Genomic DNA, 19,250 nt, shown 5'->3' on the forward strand with positions numbered 1-19,250 from the left:
CCGCGCCCGTCACCACCAAGCCAGGTCACAGCGGGATGTTGCCGTGCTTCCTCGGCGGCACGCTCTCCCGCTTCTCGCGCAGCATCCGCAGCGCGCGGGCCACGTGCCCCCGCGTGTAGGAAGGCGGGATCACCCCGTCCACGTAGCCGCGCTCGGCCGCCACGTACGGGTTGCACAGCGCGTCCTCGTACTCCTGCTGCAGCTTCGCGCGCAGCGCCTCGACGTCCTCGCCCCGTTCGGCCGCCTCGGCGAGCTGCCGCCGGTACAGGATGTTGGCCGCACCCTGCGCGCCCATGACCGCGATCTGCGCCGTCGGCCACGCCAGGTTCACGTCCGCGCCCAGGTGCTTGGAGCCCATGACGTCGTAAGCACCGCCGTACGCCTTGCGCGTGATCACTGTGACCAGCGGCACAGTGGCCTCGGCGTAGGCGTAGATCAGCTTCGCGCCGCGCCGGATGATGCCGTTCCACTCCTGGTCCGTGCCGGGCAGGAAACCGGGCACGTCCACGAAGGTCAGCACCGGGATGTTGAACGCGTCGCAGGTGCGCACGAACCGCGCCGCCTTCTCGCTGGCGTCGATGTCCAGGCAGCCGGCGAACTGCGTCGGCTGGTTGGCCACCACACCCACGCTGTGGCCCTCCACCCGGCCGAAACCGACCAGGATGTTCGGCGCGAACAGCGGCTGCACCTCGCAGAACTCGCCGTCGTCCAGCACGCGGGTGATGACCTCGTGCATGTCGTAGGGCTGGTTCGCCGAGTCCGGGATGAGGGTGTCCAGCTCCCGGTCGGCGTCGGTCAGCCCCTCGGCGATCGCACCCCCGGTGGGCGCCTCGGCGTCGAACACCGGCGCCTCGGACAGGTTGTTCGACGGCAGGAAGGACAGCAGCTCCTTGACGTAGGAGATTGCGTCCTCCTCGTCACTGGCGAGGTAGTGCGCGTTGCCCGACCTGGTGTTGTGCGTCCGGCCGCCGCCCAGGTCCTCGAAACCGACGTCCTCGCCGGTCACCGTCTTGATCACGTCCGGGCCGGTGATGAACATGTTCGACGTCTTGTCGACCATCACCGTGAAGTCGGTGATCGCCGGCGAGTACACCGCACCGCCGGCGCACGGCCCCATGATCAGCGAGATCTGCGGGACGACGCCGGAGGCGTGCACGTTGCGCCGGAAGATCTCGCCGTACAGGCCGAGCGAGACCACGCCCTCCTGGATCCGGGCGCCGCCGGAGTCGTTGATCCCGATCACCGGGCACCCGGTCTTGAGCGCCAGGTCCATCACCTTGACGATCTTCTCGCCGAACACCTCGCCGAGCGAGCCGCCGAAGACCGTGAAGTCCTGGGCGAACACGCACACCGGCCGGCCGTCGATGGTGCCGTGGCCGGTCACCACGCCGTCCCCGTAGGGTCGGGTCCTGTCCAGACCGAAGTTGGTCGACCGGTGCCGCGCCAGTGCGTCGAGCTCCACGAACGAACCGGGATCCAACAGCATGTCGATCCGCTCGCGGGCTGTCCTCTTGCCCTTGGCGTGCTGCTTCTCCACCGCCCGGCCCGAGCCCGCGTGGACCGCCTCGTCGTCCCGGCGGTACAGGTCGGCGAGCTTGCCCGCAGTGGTGTGGATGTCCGGCTCGGTGGCCGGCGGCTGCCCGATCGGCTCCGTCGCGCTGCTCACGGACGTGGAGCGTAGCCAGCCCGGGTCAGACCGCCGCGCCCACGTTGCCCACGTCACCCCGCTCGGCCACGCTGGAGGGGTGACGACCGACGTGCTGCGCGCCCCGTTGCGCGCCGAGGTGCTGCGGGAACAGCTGGTCGAGGCGAACCGCTGGGTCCGGTTGGACGTGGTCGAGCGCACCGGCTCCACCAACACCGACCTCGCCGGGGCCGCCCGGGCGGGTGCACCGGACCGCAGCGTGCTCATCGCCGAGGAGCAGACCGCCGGCCGCGGCCGGCAGCAACGCGACTGGACCTCACCCAAGGGCGCCGGCCTCTACCTCAGCGTGCTGCTGCGGCCGCCGGTGCCCGCGCAGCGGGTGGGCTGGCTGCCGCTGCTGGCCGGCGTGGTGCTGGCCGAGGTGATCGACGAGCTGACCGGGGTGGACGCCGCCGTCAAGTGGCCCAACGACCTGCTGGTGGGCCCCAGGCGGGGCAAGTGCGCCGGCATCCTGGCCGAGGTGGTGGCCACACAGCCGGAGCCTGCCGTGGTGGTGGGTGTCGGGCTCAACGTCAGCCACCGGCAGGAGGAGCTACCGGTCGGCCCGGGTGGCCTGCCCGCCACCTCGCTGGCCATCGAGGGCGTCACCAACACCAGCAGGGAGCACCTCGCGATCGGGTTCCTGCGCCATCTGGCGACGGCTGAGGCCGCGTGGCGGGCGGCCAATGGCGACGCCGAGAGCAGCGGGCTCCGCGCCGCGTACGCCCAGGTGTGCGCCACGATCGGCCAGGAGGTGCGCGTGGCGCTGCCCGACGGCGGCGAGCTGCGGGGCACCGCGGTGGACGTGGACGCCGACGGCCGGCTCGTGGTGCGCGACGCGGCCGGTGAGCTGCGCGCGGTGGCCGCGGGTGACGTGGTGCACGTGCGGCCACTTGAGTAGGACCTCACAATCACCGGGGCCTCGGCTCGTCACCGTCGTGGCCAGGGCCGACCCGGGTACCGTGTCGACACCAAGGGCGCGGTACCCGGGAGGAGCACGTGGCGTATCCCGACGACCTGCTCGGTGACGACGAGTACGTGGTGGTGCACAAGCACCCGCACTGGAAGATCCTCGTCTTCCCGGTAGTCGTGTTCCTGCTCACCGTGGGCGTCTGCGTCTACCTGGCCGCGCTGGTGCAGGACTTCTCGTGGCGGTCGATCGCCTGGATCGCGCTCGCCGTCCTCGGCGGGGTCGTGATCATCTGGTTCACGCTGGTGCCGCTGGTCCGCTGGCGCACGACGCACTTCGTGGTCACCACGCAGCGCGTCATGGCGCGCGAGGGGGTGCTGACCCGAACCGGGATCGACATCCCGATGTCGCGGATCAACAGTGTCCGCTTCCAGCACGGGCTGATCGACCGCGTGTTCGGCTGCGGCACGCTCGTCGTGGAGTCCGCATCGGACGAACCGCTGGAGTTCGACGACATCCCACAGGTCGAACGGGTGCACTCGCTGCTCTACCGCGAAGTCAACGCCGACCCGGACGACGACTACTACCCGCAGCCCCGCTGGGAGGGCCGTTGACCGCGGGCTGGTGCCCGCCGTTACCCGAGCTGTGCTGGGCCGAGGGACGCCCACTGCTGGTCTGGCGGTGTCACCGTCCCTGGCAGGCCATCTCCTCGGGGCCGCACGGCGGCGGCCTGGGGCAACGGTGGTGGGTGCTCAACGCCACCGTGTGGACGGATTACGACCGGGACGATCCCGCCGAGCACATCGGGGAGCTCGCCCGCGAGCAGGGGCTCACCGGCGTGGGCACCGGCCTGCTCACTGCCGTGGACGTGCGGTACGTGGTCTCCGAGACGGAGGGTGGGGTGCGCGCGGATGTCACCACCGGGGTCGGGCAACCGGTGTGGGCGGCGGAAACGGGTACCCGGACGCTCGACCGTCTGGTGGCCGGGACGATCAACATCGTGTGCTGGTTGCCGTCCCGCATGAGCGAGGCTGCCCTGGTGAACGCGGTGGCCACCGCGACGGAGGCGAAAACCCAGGCGCTCGTGGAGGCCGGGCTGCCCGGGACGGGAACCTGCACGGACGCCGTGGTCTTGCTGTGCCCAACGGAAGGAGCAGCCGAACCCTACGGCGGCACGCGATCCCGGCTCGGTGCGGGACTGGCCCGCGCCGTGCACCGTGCGGTCACCGCCGGCCTGAAGGTTCAGCAGCCCCGATTTGCGTGCCGATAACAGACATTCCGCGCATACCGAGCCGTCGCATGCGGCGTGTCGTCAGCTCGACTCTTCGGAGTCCTTGCCGGCGACTCCGAAAAGCCCGGTGTAGGTGAAGCGCAGGACGCACTGCTCCCCGCCGTCTTCGGTCATGCGGTACGCGGTGCCCGTCATCTCGACCAGGCCCATCTCCGGGCGGCTGCGGGACCGGCGTGCGGACAGGACCTCCAGCTGGAAACGCAGTTCGTCTCCGGCGCGCACCGGGGCGAGCCAGGACAACTCCTTGCCGCCGGGGGAGCCGAGGGAGGTGGAGTCGGCCAGCAGGTGGTCCACGTAGGCGCGCATCCACAGTGACGCGGTGAACCAGCCGGAGGCGCACAACCCACCGAGGACCGAGTCGGCCGGGGTGTCCTCGTCGAGGTGGAACGGCTGCGGGTCGAACCGGCGTGCGAAGGCGAGCATCTCGTCCCGGTCCACCACGGTTCGGCCGAGGTCGATCACTCGGCCCGGCGAGAGGTCCTCGTAGGCGACGGTAGCCACGTCCACGATGTTGCCACCCATACGGGTGCAGGACGGGCGCGGCCCGGCCCGGCATCGCGCCCGCCCCGCCGGTGAGAGTTTTACCCGTTTAGGTAAGGCTTACCTTAGAAAGCGGGCGTGCAAGGTGTCCAGGGTGAAACGGCCCTGGCGACCGAGATCCGTGCCACCCCACGGCAGCGCCGGAGGAGCAAACTCCTGGAGGCACCGCGATGGAGGAAGGCCGGCGCCTGGGCATCGCGCTGACGATGTTGGTCGTCTCCTTGGCGAGCGGCCCGATCTCCACGTGGACCTCGTTGGTGAACTTGAGGCGGACCACGCCTCAGTACGAGCTGCACCACGCGCCTGCGGCGTACCTGCTCCGCGGTCGCGATCGGTACTTCGCCAACAGCGTCCCCCGTGCACCCGGGCAGCCCTGCGAGGTCAGCTCACACCAACCATTCGCTCCGGGGAACAGCCTGACGACGAGCCGACCGAAAATTCGCGGAAACCGGCGGGAACCTGCTTGGCTCGCGACACGTCGAACACCCGCGACACCACTGCCAGGCAGCCCGCACCACGGAGGTGGCCGTGCCGACCGACCACCATGCGGAGGTGGCCCAGCTCCTCTCCGACTACCGGCGGAGCCGCGACCAGCTCGCCGCCGTCCACCACGCCCTCGCCACCGTCAAGGAATCCCGCACCAGCGACGACGGCACCGTCACCGTCACGGTCGGCGCCGGCGGCATTCTGGTCGACCTGGCCATCGGCGACGACGCCTACCGGCGGCACCGCCCCGCCGACCTCGCCCGCCTCATCCTGGATCTCACCACCGTGGCCGTACGCCGCGCCGCGGAGCGGTCCGAGCAGGCGGTAGCCGCCGTACTGCCCTCGGACGCCGATCCCCGCGCACTCCTGGCCGGCACCGCCGACCTCCGCCCGAACGAACTGGCCCCGCCGGCTCCGAGGCCGCAGCCGGCCGAGGACGACGACAACTCCGAACAGAGCTGGCTCGAGCATTCCTATCCCGGGAGGCGCAGGTGATCAGGCGACCCACACCTGCTGCCAGGCCGACTGCGATCCAGGCACGCAGTGGCACGTCGGGAACCACAGCTGAGAACGGGGGTGCCCGATGAACGGTTTCCGGGTAGACGACCAACGACTTGCCGAGCGGGCGCACCAGTTCGACGGCCTGGCCGAACGCAGTGGCCAGATCGCCGAGGAACTGAACCGTGCGCTGTCGGGCACCGGGGCGTGCTGGGGCAGCGACGAGATCGGCCGGAGCTTCGCCGCGGTCCACGCCGGACCGGCCGACGACGCGCTGGGTCGGCTCTCCGGCTTGGCCGACCGCCTCACCGACGTCGGGCAGCGGTTCGCCGAGACCGCTCGTGACTACCGCGCGGCGGAGAGCGACGCCGCCGCCCGGGTCCGCGCGATCGAACACGGCCGCTGAAGGGGACGGACATGGGACTCGAGCTGCCGGCCGAGCTGGCCGACGTGGCCGCGGCCGCCGGAGTGCGATGGCCGGAGGCGGACGAGGACGCCATGCGCGAACAGGCCAGGGCGTGGCGGGACGCGGCGGGCAAGCTCGACGGCCTCGGCCGGGACGCCGACGGCCTCGCCCAGGACGCGTTGTCCACAGTGGAGGGAGGCGCGGCCGATGCCGCGCGGCGGCACTGGGACGGCTTCGTCGCACCCGACACCGGCCACCTGTCCCGGGCGGTGAGCGACTGCCACCGCGCCGCGGACCGGCTGGAAAACGCCGCGGAGCAGGTTGGTGCCGCCAAGACCGAGATCGTGCGGCAGCTGGCCGGGCTGGCCCAGCAGCGGGATGCGGCGGAGCAGGCCGCGTCGGCCGGTCACCCGAACGCGCGCCTGGGGTTGGACACGGTCGTTCGCGGCGTCGCCGCGAACGTCGCCGCCGTCCACGACACCCTCACCAAGGCGGTGCAGCCCGGCAGTGGAGTCTCTGTCGCCGGTATGGAACTGCCGGCACAGCCACCGGAGATGACATCCCAGATCGAGAAGGCGGTCTCCGACGTCATGCCTCCCGGTCTCCCGAATGAGGCGGACCGCGCGGGCGATGCGCTTCTCCAGACGGCGGACGGGGTCGACGAGACGGTGGACGGGGCTCTCCGCGACGACGTGCCGGGCGTTGGCCGGGACCAGCTGCCCGATGTGGGCCGGGGCCAGCTGCCCGATATCGGCCGGCACGGTGTCGACGACCTTTCACCCGGGGTGGGCGGGACGGAGCGGCCACCCAGCGGCCCGCCCGTCGACCTCAGCCACCTCGACGCGGAGAGCACGGGCCCCATCCCGGTCAACGCCGCGGGTGGGCCACCCGTGAGCCAGGTGGGCCCGGTCGACCTCGGCGGTCCCGCGCCGCACGGCCCGGTCCCCCCGGGAGCGGTCCCGCAGATTCCCCCGGGCCCGGCGCCGGGGCAGGTCCCGTCCGGGCCGGCCCAGGTCACCCAGGCGTGGGCGAACATGCCGCCGGGTCCGCCCGCGCCACCCGTGGTGTCCGCGGAACCCGGGCCGGCGCCCGCCCAGGGCACCCCCGCGGCACCCGGGGTACCCGGGCCGGCCGGCGGCCTGGCAGGGACGGCGGCGGCCGGGCCCCATGCCCCGGCCGCCCCCGTCGCGGGTGGGACTCCGGCCGGTTCTGCCGGAGGTCCCAATCCCGCGGTGGCGCAGAAGCCGGCCCCGGGACCGTGGCGACCCGTCGGCGGGGCGGACCTCGGCAACATCACAAAGCATCCCGGGGACGTTCGTGGGGCTCCTCCGCAAGCGCCGGCGCCCGGTGTCAGGGGGCCGGTCGGCTCGTCCGGCGGTGCACCCCAACCCGGCGTCCAGCAACCTCCGCAAGCCGGCATCGGCCATCCCGCAGCACCCGCGCCGCAGCCGAACCAATCACTTCCGCCCGGACAGTTCACCGGGATGGGCCAAGCCGGGCTGCCCGCTCCGGGGAGCTTCGGGGCCGCACCTTCCACGCTCCGTGCGGGTGGTTTTGCCGGTGCCGTCGAGCCGTTGCCCATCGGTGAGCCCGCGCGGGACGTCGATGCGGGCCGCACGAACCGGGCACCGCGCAACGAAACCGTCATCGCGTTCCTGCTCCACCAGTTCCCGATCGGTTATTTGCCGAAGATCGCGATTCGGCCGGCTCGGCAGCTGCAGCGGCCGGAACCGGACGAGGACTACGCGCCCGGGCTGCGGTTCCCGCCGCAGGACCATCCCCGGTCCGGTCTGGTGGTCGACCACGCCGCGTTGGCGCGGGTCGGCACCGGTGCCCCGCCGGCGATGTCCGCGGGCCTGCCCGCCGGGCACGCCGTGGTCGCCGAACTGGTGGGCGACCACGACCCCCTGGGCGGGCAGCACGAACGGGACTGGGAACGCCGGTTCGTGGTACGGCCCGGGGCAGAAGGCGGCCGCGCGGAGTACAACTGGCCACCCTCGGAGATGTTCCCCGAAGGCGGCAGCGACCCCGGGGGCGGCGAGCCGGTGGTGCTCGCCGAGGGCACGCTGCTCGACCGGTTCGGCCGGCCGGACGGCAGGGTCCTCTCCGCCGCGGGCACACCGTTTTCGGCCCGCTCGCTACCGCCCGAGTACCTGGCGCGCGGCTACCACCGTTACCGGGTGCTGCGGCCGCTCCCGGTGTGGCGGGCGCTGTCGGCGCCCTGGTTCGGCCAGCCCGGTGGCGGGGAGAGGTACCGCGCCACGTACGCGGTGGCGGAGTTGGTCGCGATGGGCTACCTGGCCGAGATCGGGGAGGAGACCTAGGTGAACGCGGAGTCGGTGACCAACTGGCTGACCTCGGCGGGGGTGCCCCCCGAGGTGGTGTCGATCGGGGCGGAGGCCGACGACGCATGGTGCCTGCTCCGGGACGAGCAACCCGGCCCGGACGGCCAGCTCGGTTGGGAGGTCTTCTGGCGGGAGCAGGGCAACCGGTACGACTGGGCGCGTTTCGACAACGAGCAGGTCGCCTGCTTCTACCTGTTCGGCCGCCTCGCCTGGACCCAGCTCGTGCGCGGCCACCTCACGCCGACCACGCCGGCCGAGCGGCCGGAACCCGCGGCCGGGGGAGCGCCCGCACAGTGAGCCCGCGTCCCGCGAGGGCGTCGATCTGCCGGGAGAAGAAGGCGCCGGACGTCGGTAGGTGCTATGCAGGGTGAGCGGGGGTGGTTCGGGCCGTGGCGCGAACGGCCCGAACCACCCGCCGTCCGGATGCTCGGTTCCGGGTCTGCTCCGTGCGCCGTGGCAACGGAGCGATTACTGGCTCTACTCGGTCACCGCTGTGTTGATCTGCTCGGTTTCGGGCTCGCTGCGCGCCTTGTCGTCGCGTAGCGATACTCGCTCTGCCCGTCACCGCACTGTGGTTGTCAGTTCGGTTCCGGGCTCACTCCGTATCCCGTGCTACGGAGCGATGCTCACTCGCCCGTCACCTCGCTGTGGTGGTCTGCTCGGTTTCGGGCTCGCTCGCCGTGCTCATCACCTTGCAGGAACCGGTCTCGGTCAGGGGGCTGTGTGATCTCGGTTTCTGCCACTGAGCCGAATGGGCGTCGACTCGTCTGGTCCTCGCCCGGATGCACCCGCTTGTTAGCGCCATCCGGCGCAGTTCACCCGCACGTGAGTGACCGCTGTTGTGCATGTGGGTTTGGCCCGCTCACACGAACGGACGCAGGCCCACCGGAATGGCCCGCCCGCACTCGTCTTCCTACGAATGAATCTCGCCTCCCCGGCCCCGGGGGCCGGCTGCCCGAGCCACCCCGCTGAAACAACACGGGCCCGGACAGCACGCAGACTTCAGGAGCCGCCCGGAAGCTTCAGCAGCGCGAGCGCGTCTTCGTGCAGCCGACCGTTGGAGGACAACGCGGTCCCACCGTCGTAGCGGGCCTCGCCGGACAGGTCGGTGAACCGGCCACCCGCCTCCTCGATGAGGACCTGTACCGCGGCCACGTCCCACGGGTTGACGATCGGCTCCGCCGCCAGGTCGATCGCACCCTCGGCGACCAGGCAGTGCTGCCAGAAGTCACCGAACGCCCGGTTCTCCCAGCAGGCGTCGGCCAGCGCCAGGTACGCCTCCCGGGAGTGGTACTCGCGCCACGTCCCCAGGTGCGTGGTCGACAGGTAGGCGTCCACCAGATCGGACACCGAGGAGACGTGCACCTGCCGTTGCGCGCCGTCGGGGTCCCGGGTCCACGCCCCCCGACCGCGGGCGGCCCACCAGCGCCGGCCCAGCGCCGGGGCACTGATCACGCCCAGCACCGGCCGACCCCCGTCCACCAGCGCGATCAGGGTGGCCCACGCCGGCACCCCGCGCAGGAAGTTCTTGGTGCCGTCGATCGGGTCGAGCACCCACGCCCGTCCCTGGCCGGCCTCGCCGCCGCGCTCCTCGCCGACCACCGCGTCGCCGGGCCGTTCGGTGGCGAGCATCACCCGTGCCGCGTCCTCCACGGCCAGGTCCGCGTCGGTGACCGGGGTGCGGTCCGGCTTGCGCGTCACGTCGAGGTCGAGGGCCCGGAAACGGGCCAGGGTGTGGGCGTCGGCGGCATCAGCCAGCCGCAACGCGACTTCGAGATCCTCGACAAGTGTCGTCACCCGGGCATGCTCGCACGCCTACTCTGGGCGCCGTGAGTGTGGTTCTGCTGGCGGAGGACGATCCCGCGATCGCCGAGCCGCTGTCTCGCGCGTTGGAGCGCGAGGGCTACCAGGTCATCGTCGTCATCGACGGCCCGGCGGCCCTGCACGAGGCCGCCCAGGGCGGCATCGACCTGCTCGTGCTCGACCTCGGCCTGCCCGACCTGGACGGCCTGGAGGTGTGCCGCCGCCTCCGCTCGGCCGGCCGGGACCTGCCGGTGCTCATGCTCACCGCCCGGGCCGACGAGGTGGACTTCGTGGTCGGGCTGGACGCCGGAGCCGACGACTACGTCGCCAAGCCGTTCCGCCTGGCGGAACTGATGGCCCGGATCCGGGCCCTGCTGCGCCGCCGGGTGCCGGAGGCGGTCGAGGTCAACGGCGTCCGGATGGACCTGGCCGCGCGCCGGGTGCAGGTGGACGGCCACGAGGTGCAGCTGGCGAACAAGGAGTTCGAGCTGCTGCGGGTGCTCATCCAGCACGCCGGCCAGGTGGTGAGCCGGGACGAGATCCTCACCCAGGTCTGGCACGACCCCGAGCTGAAGGGCAGCAAGACCCTGGACATGCACATCTCCTGGCTGCGCCGCAAGATCGGCGACAGCAGCGGCCGGGAGCGCCGGATCTCCACCGTGCGGGGCGTGGGCTTCCGCTTCAACGCGGACTAGGACGGCGGCGTGCGCAGGCGAATCCTCGCCGGGACGCTGCTGGCGGTCCTGGTCACCGCGATGGTGCTCGGCCTCCCGCTGGGCTACACCGCCATGCGTGTCGTGGAGGACACCAAGCGGGCGGAGCTGAAGACCCGGGCCCAGCAGATCGCGGCCACCCTGGACAGTCAGCAGGCCAACGGGCGCCCGGTGGACCTGGAAGGGGTGCGGATTCTGGTCCCGCCCAACGGCGGGCGGGTGGTGGTGCGGCTGCCCAACAACGGAGTGCAGTCCTACGAAAACGGGTCGCCCGGCACCGATGCGCTCACCGAGACCGCACCGATGGTGCACCAGGGCCTGGTCGAACTGTCCGCGCCCGCCGCCGACCTGCGCGCCCGGCAGACCGAGGTCGGCCTGCTCGTGGGTCTGCTCGTGGTGTTGTCGGTCGGCGTCGGCATGATCGCCGCCTCGCTGACCGCGCACCGGCTCGCTGAGCCGCTGCAGCACGTGGCGCGGCGGGCGGCCCGGCTGGGTGCCGGCGACTTCCGCGCCGACTCCCGCCGGCACGGCGTGCACGAGCTGGACCGGGTGGCCGAGGCGCTGGACGCCTCCGCGTGCGCGCTGGCCCAGCTCATGCAGCGGGAGCGCAACCTCGTCGGCGACGTCTCGCACCAGCTGCGCAGCCGCCTCACCGCGCTGCACCTGCGGCTGGAGGGCCTGGCCGTGCATCCCGATCCCGGTACCGCGGCGGAGGCGCAGGCCGCGCTCGAGCAGGCGGAGCGGCTGTCCGGGGCACTGGACGAGCTGCTGGCCGCGGCCCGTGCCGCGCGGCAGGAGGGCGCCTTCCCGGTCGACCTCTCCGAGGAGTTGCCGGTACTGGCCGAGGACTGGCGGGAGCTGTTGCGCGCCGAGGGCCGGACGCTGCGAGTCCGGGTGCCCAAGGGGCTGCTGGCCAGGGCCACGCCCGCGCGACTGCGCGAAGCCATCGGGGTGCTGCTGGACAACGCGCTGCAGCACGGTGGCGGCACCGTGACGCTGTCCGCCCGCCTGGGCGAGGGCACCGTGGTGGTCGAGGTCGCCGATGCCGGCACGGGTGTGCCCGACGAGCTGGTGCCGCACATCTTCGAGCGGGGCGTCTCGGGCAGCGGGTCGACGGGCGTTGGCCTGGCGCTCGCGCGGGCGCTGGTTGAGGCCGACGGTGGCCGGCTGGAGCTGAGCTCCAAGCGGCCCGCCACCTTCGTGGTGTTCCTGCGGGTACCGCGCGCCGACGACCTGCTCAGTGTCTCCTGGCAGACCGAGCGCGCCCCGCGCTGATCTGCCGGCGTGGGCCCCGACATCGACGACCTCGGCGCCGACTCACCCGTGGGCTGCGCTGAATCCGGTATCGACCTACCCGTCCGGGGCGACGCATTCGGCACTGTCTCGCAGGAAACCCAGTGTGGAATCCGACGCCGCCCCCGTGCCGGACGTGCCGGACGCACAACCTCACTGACGCCCGTGGCCACCCGTGCCGTGAATCAGGAGTGGCCCAGCTCCTCGGTGACCAGGTCCTCCTGGGGCACGCTGCCGCGCGGCGGCCGGACGTCGGTGTTGGGAAACACCCACTTCCGGAACGCCCACCACCGGAAGATCATCGCCAGCAGGGTGCCCAGCACGACACCGAAGGCGAAGTCGGAGACCTCCTGCACCAGCAGGCTGACCTCGGGCACCCTCAGGTGGAACACGTTGCGGGCGAAGAACAGCGGCGTGGCGGTGATCCCCACGCCAATTCCGCTGACGATGAAGAACAACGCCGCCTCGTGGTGCCGCTCGCGCCCGCCGCGGGTGCGGAAGGACCACTCCCGGTTCAGCACGTACGAGACGATCGTCGCGACCAGGGTGGCGATGATCTTCGCGGTCGTCACCTTCTCGTTCAGGATGGTGAGCTTGAGCCAGTAGAAGATCGCCTGGTCGATGATGAAGGTCGTGCCGCCGACCACCGCGAACTTCAGCATCTCGTGGTGCTGCTGGGCCAGCGCACGCAGCCGCGGAGGCAAGCGGCTCATCACGGTATCGACGACGGACACCCCAAGGAGTCTACGGATCGCCGTTGAACCGGCTCACCGCATCCGGCAATCATCCGGTCGCCGCGTGGGACCTTTCACAGCTCACGCCGGGGAATCCGGCCTCGTGGGGATCGAGAAAGCGACAAATCACGCGCGCCCCTGCCCCGGCGGCGTGCTCGGCGGCCCCTGCGGGGTCTCCGGCTTGTCCGGCTTCGACGGGTGCGTCGGTTTCGAGGGGTGCGTCGGCTCCGTCGACGGCGGGTCGGACGGCCGCGGCGGTTCGCCCGTCGTGGTCGGCGGCGCCGAAGGCGGCGTGGTGGTGGGCCGCCCGGGAGTCGACGGAGGCGTCGGTGACGGATCCGTCGGCGTCGGCGTAGCCGGGTTCGGCTTCGTGGGTTCCGTCGGCGACGTGCTCGGTGGTGGCGTCGGCGTTGTCGTCGGTGGCTCGTCCGGTGGCTTCGGCTTGTCCGGCGGCTCGGGCTCGTGCGGCAGGTTGAGCTCGATCGACTTGCTGGCCTTGGCGTCGCCCAGGGTCGCGGTGATGTTGACCGTGCCGTGGTGGTGCCATCCGATCGTCCAGAACGACACCGTGTACCGCTCACCCGGCAGCACCTCGTGCTGTGCGGTGCAGGTGATCCGTTTGGGCTCGTAGTGGCACCCCGGCGCGAGCGTGATGGCCGGGATGAACCACGGCGTCTCGACCGTGATCGTCGGCCGCCCGGGAAGATCGCCGGTGTTCGTGGCGGTGACGTCCATCCGGCTGTGCAGGGGCGGGAAGCCCCAGTGGAAGAGGCGGACACCGAGATCCACCCCGTACCGTCTGGGCACGGTCACGGCCACGTTCACCGGCGCGTTGATGTTCGGGCCACCCCGGATGCTGCCCGTGATCACACCGCTCTGCAGCTCCGGGCCCGCGGTCAGCACCAAGGTGAAGGTCACCTGCTCGCCGGGCTCCAGTCCCCGGTCCGTCGTGCACTGCACGGCGCGCTCGGGGAACTCGCAGCTCACCTTGGCCGGCGCGGAGGCGGTCTCGCGCCGCAGCAGGCCGCTCTCCAGGAAGCGCGCGGTACTCCCGCCCTGGCGAGCGGTCAGTCCCTCGGGCAGGTCCAGCTGCAGGGTTACCGGCTCGGAGGCGCCGTCCCCGTTGTTGGTCACCGTGATCGGCAGCTCGGCCGACTGGCCCGGCGTGAGCTGGAGCGTGGTCGGCGTGCTCAGGGTCAGGCTCGGCCGGCCGGGCACCGGCGGGGGCGGCGGTGGTGGAGGTGGTGGCGGGGGCGGCTCCACCGGGGGCGGCGGAGGCGGGGGCGCGGGCGGTTCCGGTGGTGGAGGTGGCGGGGGCGGCTGCACGGGGCTCGGCGGGGGAGGCGGCGGTTCCTGGGCGAGCGGCGCCTTCTGCCCGGTCGGGCCGGCCACCAGGGCGGCCACGACGGCGGCGGCCAGTGCGGCCGACGAGGCGCCCGTGCCCACGGCCTGCCGCGGCACCGAGCTGGCGGCACTCCCGAGCCCACCGCCGGCACCCGCCCCAGCCCCACCCGCCACGGCGGCACCGGCCACCCCGGCGACCTTCGCACCGGTGGCCGTGGCCGCCAGGTAGGCGGTGACCGCACCACCGAGCACCAGCGGCGCCACGACCGCCTTCAGCGCGCCGTTCACGTCGGCCAGCTCGGCGGCCAGCGCCCGGCACCGGTCGCACTCGTCGAGGTGCTTCTCGACCTGGGCGGTCTCCCGCCGCGACAGCCCCTTGCGGGTCCAGGCCCCGAGGCGATCAACGGTCGCCCGGCACCGCTCCGCGGTGGTCTCGGCCAGGTGCACCTGCAGGTATGCCTGGCGCAGGCCCTCCCGGGCACGGTAGGCCAGCGCCGACACCCCGTTGGCGGTGAGCCCCAGCAGCGGCGCGACCTCGACCGGGGACTGGCCCTCGATCTCGGTGTGCCAGAGCACCGTCTGCCAGCGCTCGGGCAGGCGGGCGAAAGCCTTGGCCGCCAGCGAGCGCTCCAGACCGGCCAACGCGGTGTCCTTGAACTGCACCACGGTCTGCTCGCTGGTGATGTTCGACACATCGTCGGAAAGCTCGACCTTCCGCTCGCGGCGCGTGCGGTCGTAGGCGACGTGGCGCAGCGCGGTCAGCAGGTAGGCGCGGAAGGCGGTGTGTGGGCCCCCACCGGCCCGCAGCGTGTCCAACACCTTGGCGAACGCCTCGGACACCAGGTCGTCGGCCTCGGCCGGAGACCGGGCCAACTGGCGGGCGAGGTTGTAGGCGGCCCGGACGTGCCGCTCGTAGAGCTGGCCGTAGGCGTCGATGGTTCCGGCGCGCACCGCGGCGATGAGTTCGGTATCGCTCGGACCCTCGGCAGCGGCTGTCGACACTTGCGTCCCTCCCCTGTCCTGCTCGGTCAGTGTGACGAACGAAGCGAGCGACCGTCACGCCAGATGGCGTCACGACTTGAGGCGGCGGGAGTCACATGGGTGGTGCGAACAGCCGACCCCGGAAGGGAGGGCCACCGGTGACGAACGGGTCGAACACGCGCCGCCGCATGCACGGTGGCATCACCCATCCGGATGAGACCGCGGCGCTGCGGGCCCGCTGGCGTACGGCCTCGGTGGCCGCCGGCTGGCCGTTTCCCAGCGACTGGGCACTGCCCGCCGTCGAGGAGGTGTGCCGCGCGGTGGTGACCGGGGCCGACCTGACCCGGCCGCTGGGCGAGCTGGGCACCGCGCGGGCCGAGTCCGGGGCCGGGCTGCGCGAGACGTTGCTCGACGTCGCCGCGCTGCACGCCGTCGGCGACGCGCCCGGCGACGGGCTGGTCGCGCCCGATCCGGACGTGGTTCCCGCGGCGATGCTCCGGCTGGTCGCGCTGGCCTGGGCCGACGTGGCCGACCGGGAGCTGTCCGCCCGCGAGGTGGAGGACCCGCTGACCGGCCTGGCCACCCCCGCCTACCTGCGCACCCGGCTGCGCGAGCTGTGCCGGGAGGCCAGGGCCCGCCAGGTGCCGCTGAGCCGTAGCCACGCGCTGGTGTCGGTGCGCCTGGACCTCACCCAGGCGTCCGGATGGTCCCGGCTGGTGGTGATGGCCCTGGTCGCCGAGGTGCTGCGGGCGGTGTTCGACGCGGGGGAGACGCTGTGCCTGGCCGGCCCCTCGGTGGCGGTGGTCCTGACGCCCCGCGACGACCGGCTGCCCGGCCGGATGGAGGCGGTGCGCATGCTGCTGACCCGGCGCCTGGCGGTCGACCCGGCGGTGCGGCCCACCGGCCCGGTGTGGGTGTCGCGGGTGGCGCTGCCCGACGATCACGCCGACGCGTGCGAGCTGCTGGCCGAGATCGCCCGCTGACCGACGCCACGCTGCCCCGGCGGTCCTCCGCCGATGTCGGGTGGGGCATGTCCGACCTGCTCGATTACGCTGACCGTCCCGTGGACCCCCGCACCGGCATCCCTGTCGTCGGCATGGTGGGCGGCGGGCAGCTCGCCCGGATGACCCACCAGGCCGCCATCCCGCTCGGCCAGTCCCTGCGCGTGCTCTGCGTGTCCGAGGACGATCCCGCGGCCCGGGTCACCCGCGACTACGTGCTCGGTCACCACACCGACCTGGAGGCGCTGCGTGCCTTCGCCGCCGGCTGCGACGTGATCACCTTCGACCACGAGCACGTGCCCAACGAGCACCTGCGCGTGCTGGTCGAGGCCGGGGTCAAGGTGCACCCCGGGCCCGAGGCCCTGCTGCACGCCCAGGACAAGCTCGTCATGCGGAACAAGCTCGGCGAGCTCGGCCTGCCGGTGCCGCCGTTCAGCCCGGTGAAGCAGGTCGACGACGTGCTCGGTTTCGGCGCCCGGTTCGGCTGGCCCGCCGTGCTCAAGGCCGCGCGCGGTGGCTACGACGGCCGCGGGGTGTGGATGCTCGACTCCCCGGCCGACGCCGAGCGGCTGGTCGGCGAGCTGCTGGACGCCGGCACATCGCTGCTGGTCGAGCAGTGCGTGCCGCTGCGCCGGGAGTTCGCCGCGCTGATCGCCCGGTCCCCCTTCGGGCAGGGCGCGGCCTGGCCCCTGGTGCAGACCGTGCAGCGGGAGGGGATCTGCGTCGAGGTGCTCGCCCCGGCGCCCGAGGTGCACCCCGAGCTGGCCGCGTCCGCCCAGGAGCTGGCGTTGCGGGTGGCCGACGAGCTGGGCGTGGTGGGCGTGCTGGCCGTCGAGCTGTTCGACACCGATGCCGGGGTGCTGGTCAACGAGCTGGCCATGCGGCCGCACAACTCCGGCCACTGGACAATGGACGGCGCGCTGACCTCGCAGTTCGAGCAGCACCTGCGGGCGGTGCTGGACTACCCGCTCGGCGCCACCGACCCGGTCGCGCCCGCCGTGGTGATGGCCAACGTGCTCGGTGCGCCCCAGACTCCGGCCATGAGCGTCGACGAGCGGCTGCACCACCTGTTCGCCCGCTTCCCCGACGTGCACGCGCACCTGTACGGGAAGGCGGAGCGCCCGGGCCGCAAGGTCGGCCACGTGAACGTGCTCGGTGAGCGGATGGAGGACGTCCGGGAGAAGGCGCGGCTGGCCGCGCACTGGCTCTCGCACGCCGAGTGGCTGGACGGGTACCGGATCCACTGACGCCCCGGGCGCGCCTCGGACACGCGTCTCGGGCACGGTCGGCAGGCCCCGCGGTCGTGGGGCGACAACGAAAGGGGTAGCGCGTGGCGGACAACCCGCTGGTCGGCGTGATCATGGGCAGTGACTCCGACTGGCCGGTGATGGAGGCGGCGGCTCTCGTGCTGGCCGAGTTCGACGTCCCCCACGAGGTGAGCGTCGTCTCCGCGCACCGGACGCCGCAGCGGATGCTGGACTACGCGCGGGATGCGGCCGGCCGCGGGCTGCGCGTGATCATCGCCGGGGCCGGGGGAGCAGCGCACCTGCCCGGCATGGTGGCGTCGGCCACCGTGCTGCCGGTGATCGGTGTGCCGGTGCCGCTGAAGCACCTCGACGGGATGGACTCGCTGCTGTCGATCGTGCAGATGCCGGCGGGCGTTCCCGTGGCGACGGTCTCCGTTGGTGGAGCACGGAACGCCGGCTTGCTCGCGGTGCGCATGCTCGCTGCCACGGATTCCGCGCTACGTGAGCGGATGGCGACGTTCCAGGCCGACCTGGAGCAGCTGGTTCTGGAGAAGGACGCGGCCCTCCGCAGCCGACTGGCGCAGGGCTGAGGCCCAGGGAGCCGGCACCGACGCCGCAATGGTCGCGCCCCCGTTCGGGCGATCTACGCCGGGGTGGTGCGGGCCGATGCGATGCAGGGCACACGTCCGTTCGATGTGAACGAGGGCTAACATCGCGGGCAGCGATTCGGCTACCCGGAGGTAACAACGGTGGACCCGAGCTTCGGCACCTACCAGCTGGCCGAGGAACACGAGGCGCTGCGGGAGGCGGTTCGTGCGCTCGCCGAGAAGGAGATCGCGCCGCACGCGGCCGCGGTCGACGAGGAGGAGCGCTTCCCCACCGAGGCACACGATGCCCTGGTGAAGGCCGGCTTCGCTGCGGTGCACGTGCCCGAGGTCTACGGCGGCCAGGGCGCCGACTCGGTCGCCACCTGCATCGTCATCGAGGAGGTCGCCCGGGTCTGCGGATCGTCCTCGCTCATCCCCGCGGTGAACAAGCTCGGCACCGTGCCGATCCTGCTCTCGGCCGCCGAGGAGCTGAAGAAGCAGGTGCTGCCGACGATCGCCGGCGGTGAGGCGATGGCCTCCTACGCGCTCAGCGAGCGCGAGGCCGGCTCGGACACCGCCGCCATGCGCACCCGCGCCCGGCTGGACGGCGACCACTGGGTGCTCAACGGCACCAAGTGCTGGATCACCAACGCCGGTGAGTCGGCCTGGTACACCGTGATGGCGGTCACCGACCCGGACGCGGCCAAGCCATCCCAGGGCATCTCCGCGTTCGTGGTGCACAGGGACGACCCGGGTTTCGAGATCGGCCCGAAGGAGCGCAAGCTCGGCATCAAGGGCTCGCCGACCCGGGAGATCTACTTCCAGGACTGCACCATCCCCGTCGACCGCATCATCGGTGAGCCGGGCACCGGCCTGAGGACGGCGCTCGCCACCCTGGACCACACCCGGCCGACCATCGGCGCGCAGGCGGTGGGCATCGCACAGGGTGCGCTGGACGCCGCGATCGCCTACGTCAAGGACCGCAAGCAGTTCGGCAGGGCCGTCGCCGACTTCCAGGGCGTGCAGTTCATGCTCGCCGACATGGCGATGCGGGTGGAGGCCGCGCGGCACATGGTCTACGTCGCGGCGGCCCGGGCCGAGCGCGGCGAGCCGAACCTCGGCTTCATCTCGGCCGCGGCCAAGTGTTTCGCCTCGGACGTGGCCATGGAGGTGACCACCCAGGCGGTGCAGCTGTTCGGCGGCGCCGGCTACACGCGGGACTTCCCGGTCGAGCGGATGATGCGGGACGCCAAGATCACCCAGATCTACGAGGGCACCAACCAGATCCAGCGCGTCGTCATGTCCCGCGCCCTGCTCAGGGCCTAGATCACCGATCGTGCCGAGGGCCTGGAGGCGTTGGCAGCCAAAGATCGGGCCGCCGATGAGC

General features: G+C 72.4%; 18 protein-coding genes. 13 read left to right on the forward strand and 5 right to left on the reverse strand.

All coding sequences use genetic code 11. The features are described from left to right. Positions 1-25 precede the first annotated feature (25 nt). A complete protein-coding gene (locus tag IEY55_RS19845; protein WP_189060000.1) occupies positions 26-1,666 on the reverse strand; it encodes an acyl-CoA carboxylase subunit beta in 1,641 nt (546 codons plus the stop codon). A gap of 79 nt (positions 1,667-1,745) precedes the next feature. On the opposite strand from IEY55_RS19845, the gene IEY55_RS19850 reads away from it, so the two are divergent. The 3 genes from IEY55_RS19850 (at position 1,746) to IEY55_RS19860 (ending at position 3,864) form a co-directional block, all read left to right on the forward strand. Next, positions 1,746-2,585, forward strand: a complete 840-nt coding sequence (locus IEY55_RS19850) for a biotin--[acetyl-CoA-carboxylase] ligase (RefSeq protein WP_229686558.1) — start codon at positions 1,746-1,748, stop codon at positions 2,583-2,585. Positions 2,586-2,683: 98 nt separating this feature from the next. Further along, on the forward strand, positions 2,684-3,208 hold the full coding sequence (locus IEY55_RS19855) for a PH domain-containing protein (protein WP_189060002.1): 525 nt from the start codon (positions 2,684-2,686) through the stop codon (positions 3,206-3,208). Then, positions 3,205-3,864 (forward strand): adenosylcobinamide amidohydrolase, encoded by a 660-nt coding sequence (locus IEY55_RS19860; protein WP_229686559.1) that lies wholly within the window; start codon positions 3,205-3,207, stop codon positions 3,862-3,864. Before IEY55_RS19855 ends, IEY55_RS19860 begins: the two co-directional genes overlap by 4 nt. 42 nt (positions 3,865-3,906) lie before the next feature. On the opposite strand, the gene IEY55_RS19865 is transcribed toward IEY55_RS19860, so the two are convergent. Beyond that, positions 3,907-4,386 (reverse strand): MaoC family dehydratase, encoded by a 480-nt coding sequence (locus tag IEY55_RS19865; protein ID WP_189060003.1) that lies wholly within the window; start codon positions 4,384-4,386, stop codon positions 3,907-3,909. A 567-nt stretch (positions 4,387-4,953) separates the two neighbouring features. Here IEY55_RS19865 and IEY55_RS19870 point away from each other — a divergent pair. The 4 genes from IEY55_RS19870 to IEY55_RS19885 all read left to right on the forward strand — a co-directional run bounded on the left by IEY55_RS19870 (position 4,954) and on the right by IEY55_RS19885 (position 8,457). Then, positions 4,954-5,406 (forward strand): YbaB/EbfC family nucleoid-associated protein, encoded by a 453-nt coding sequence (locus tag IEY55_RS19870; protein ID WP_189060004.1) that lies wholly within the window; start codon positions 4,954-4,956, stop codon positions 5,404-5,406. An 88-nt stretch (positions 5,407-5,494) separates the two neighbouring features. Next, positions 5,495-5,815 (forward strand): WXG100 family type VII secretion target, encoded by a 321-nt coding sequence (locus tag IEY55_RS19875; RefSeq protein WP_189060005.1) that lies wholly within the window; start codon positions 5,495-5,497, stop codon positions 5,813-5,815. 11 nt (positions 5,816-5,826) lie between these two features. Further along, positions 5,827-8,139, forward strand: a complete 2,313-nt coding sequence (locus IEY55_RS19880; protein WP_189060006.1) for a TNT domain-containing protein — start codon at positions 5,827-5,829, stop codon at positions 8,137-8,139. Next, entirely contained in the window at positions 8,140-8,457 is a 318-nt protein-coding gene (locus IEY55_RS19885) for a hypothetical protein (RefSeq protein WP_189060007.1), read from the forward strand. Between the two features lie 705 nt (positions 8,458-9,162). On the opposite strand, the gene hisN is transcribed toward IEY55_RS19885, so the two are convergent. Beyond that, the gene (gene hisN / locus IEY55_RS19890; RefSeq protein WP_189060008.1) at positions 9,163-9,957 is read right to left on the reverse strand and encodes a histidinol-phosphatase; all 795 of its coding nucleotides are present in this window, start codon (positions 9,955-9,957) and stop codon (positions 9,163-9,165) included. A 32-nt stretch (positions 9,958-9,989) separates the two neighbouring features. Between hisN and IEY55_RS19895 the strand changes: the two genes are divergently transcribed. Beyond that, positions 9,990-10,658, forward strand: coding sequence for a response regulator transcription factor (locus IEY55_RS19895; RefSeq protein ID WP_189060009.1), 669 nt, complete (start codon positions 9,990-9,992; stop codon positions 10,656-10,658). A gap of 9 nt (positions 10,659-10,667) precedes the next feature. Next, complete coding sequence (locus tag IEY55_RS19900; RefSeq protein WP_189060010.1) at positions 10,668-11,951, forward strand: sensor histidine kinase; 1,284 nt, start codon at positions 10,668-10,670, stop codon at positions 11,949-11,951. Positions 11,952-12,154: 203 nt separating this feature from the next. Here the strand turns inward: IEY55_RS19900 and IEY55_RS19905 are convergent, their stop codons facing one another. Both IEY55_RS19905 and IEY55_RS19910 read right to left on the reverse strand, forming a co-directional pair. Then, positions 12,155-12,703 carry a GtrA family protein gene (locus IEY55_RS19905; RefSeq protein ID WP_189060011.1) on the reverse strand — a complete coding sequence of 183 codons (549 nt, stop codon included), beginning with the start codon at positions 12,701-12,703 and terminating at the stop codon, positions 12,155-12,157. A gap of 126 nt (positions 12,704-12,829) precedes the next feature. Then, positions 12,830-15,049, reverse strand: a complete 2,220-nt coding sequence (locus tag IEY55_RS19910) for a sigma-70 family RNA polymerase sigma factor (RefSeq protein ID WP_189060012.1) — start codon at positions 15,047-15,049, stop codon at positions 12,830-12,832. Positions 15,050-15,186: 137 nt separating this feature from the next. Here IEY55_RS19910 and IEY55_RS19915 point away from each other — a divergent pair, with 137 nt between their 5' ends. From IEY55_RS19915 to IEY55_RS19930, 4 genes are all read left to right on the forward strand, one after another. Then, positions 15,187-16,011, forward strand: coding sequence for a hypothetical protein (locus IEY55_RS19915; protein WP_229686560.1), 825 nt, complete (start codon positions 15,187-15,189; stop codon positions 16,009-16,011). Between the two features lie 80 nt (positions 16,012-16,091). Beyond that, a complete protein-coding gene (locus IEY55_RS19920) occupies positions 16,092-17,276 on the forward strand; it encodes a 5-(carboxyamino)imidazole ribonucleotide synthase (protein ID WP_189060054.1) in 1,185 nt (394 codons plus the stop codon). A gap of 113 nt (positions 17,277-17,389) precedes the next feature. Beyond that, complete coding sequence (gene purE / locus IEY55_RS19925) at positions 17,390-17,866, forward strand: 5-(carboxyamino)imidazole ribonucleotide mutase (RefSeq protein ID WP_189060055.1); 477 nt, start codon at positions 17,390-17,392, stop codon at positions 17,864-17,866. A 159-nt stretch (positions 17,867-18,025) separates the two neighbouring features. Then, complete coding sequence (locus IEY55_RS19930) at positions 18,026-19,189, forward strand: acyl-CoA dehydrogenase family protein (protein ID WP_189060013.1); 1,164 nt, start codon at positions 18,026-18,028, stop codon at positions 19,187-19,189. The last annotated feature ends 61 nt before the right edge of the window (positions 19,190-19,250 follow it).

This window comes from Longimycelium tulufanense (assembly GCF_014645795.1).
Taxonomy (GTDB): Bacteria; Actinomycetota; Actinomycetes; order Mycobacteriales; family Pseudonocardiaceae; genus Longimycelium; species Longimycelium tulufanense.

What these genes read in the sequence shown, in the direction of transcription:
- IEY55_RS19875 (WP_189060005.1), top strand. Translation starts at nt 5,495, where the DNA reads ATGAACGGTTTCCGGGTAGACGACCAACGACTTGCCGAGCGGGCGCAC.
- IEY55_RS19880 (WP_189060006.1), top strand. Translation starts at nt 5,827, where the DNA reads ATGGGACTCGAGCTGCCGGCCGAGCTGGCCGACGTGGCCGCGGCCGCC.
- purE (WP_189060055.1), top strand. Translation starts at nt 17,390, where the DNA reads ATGGGCAGTGACTCCGACTGGCCGGTGATGGAGGCGGCGGCTCTCGTG.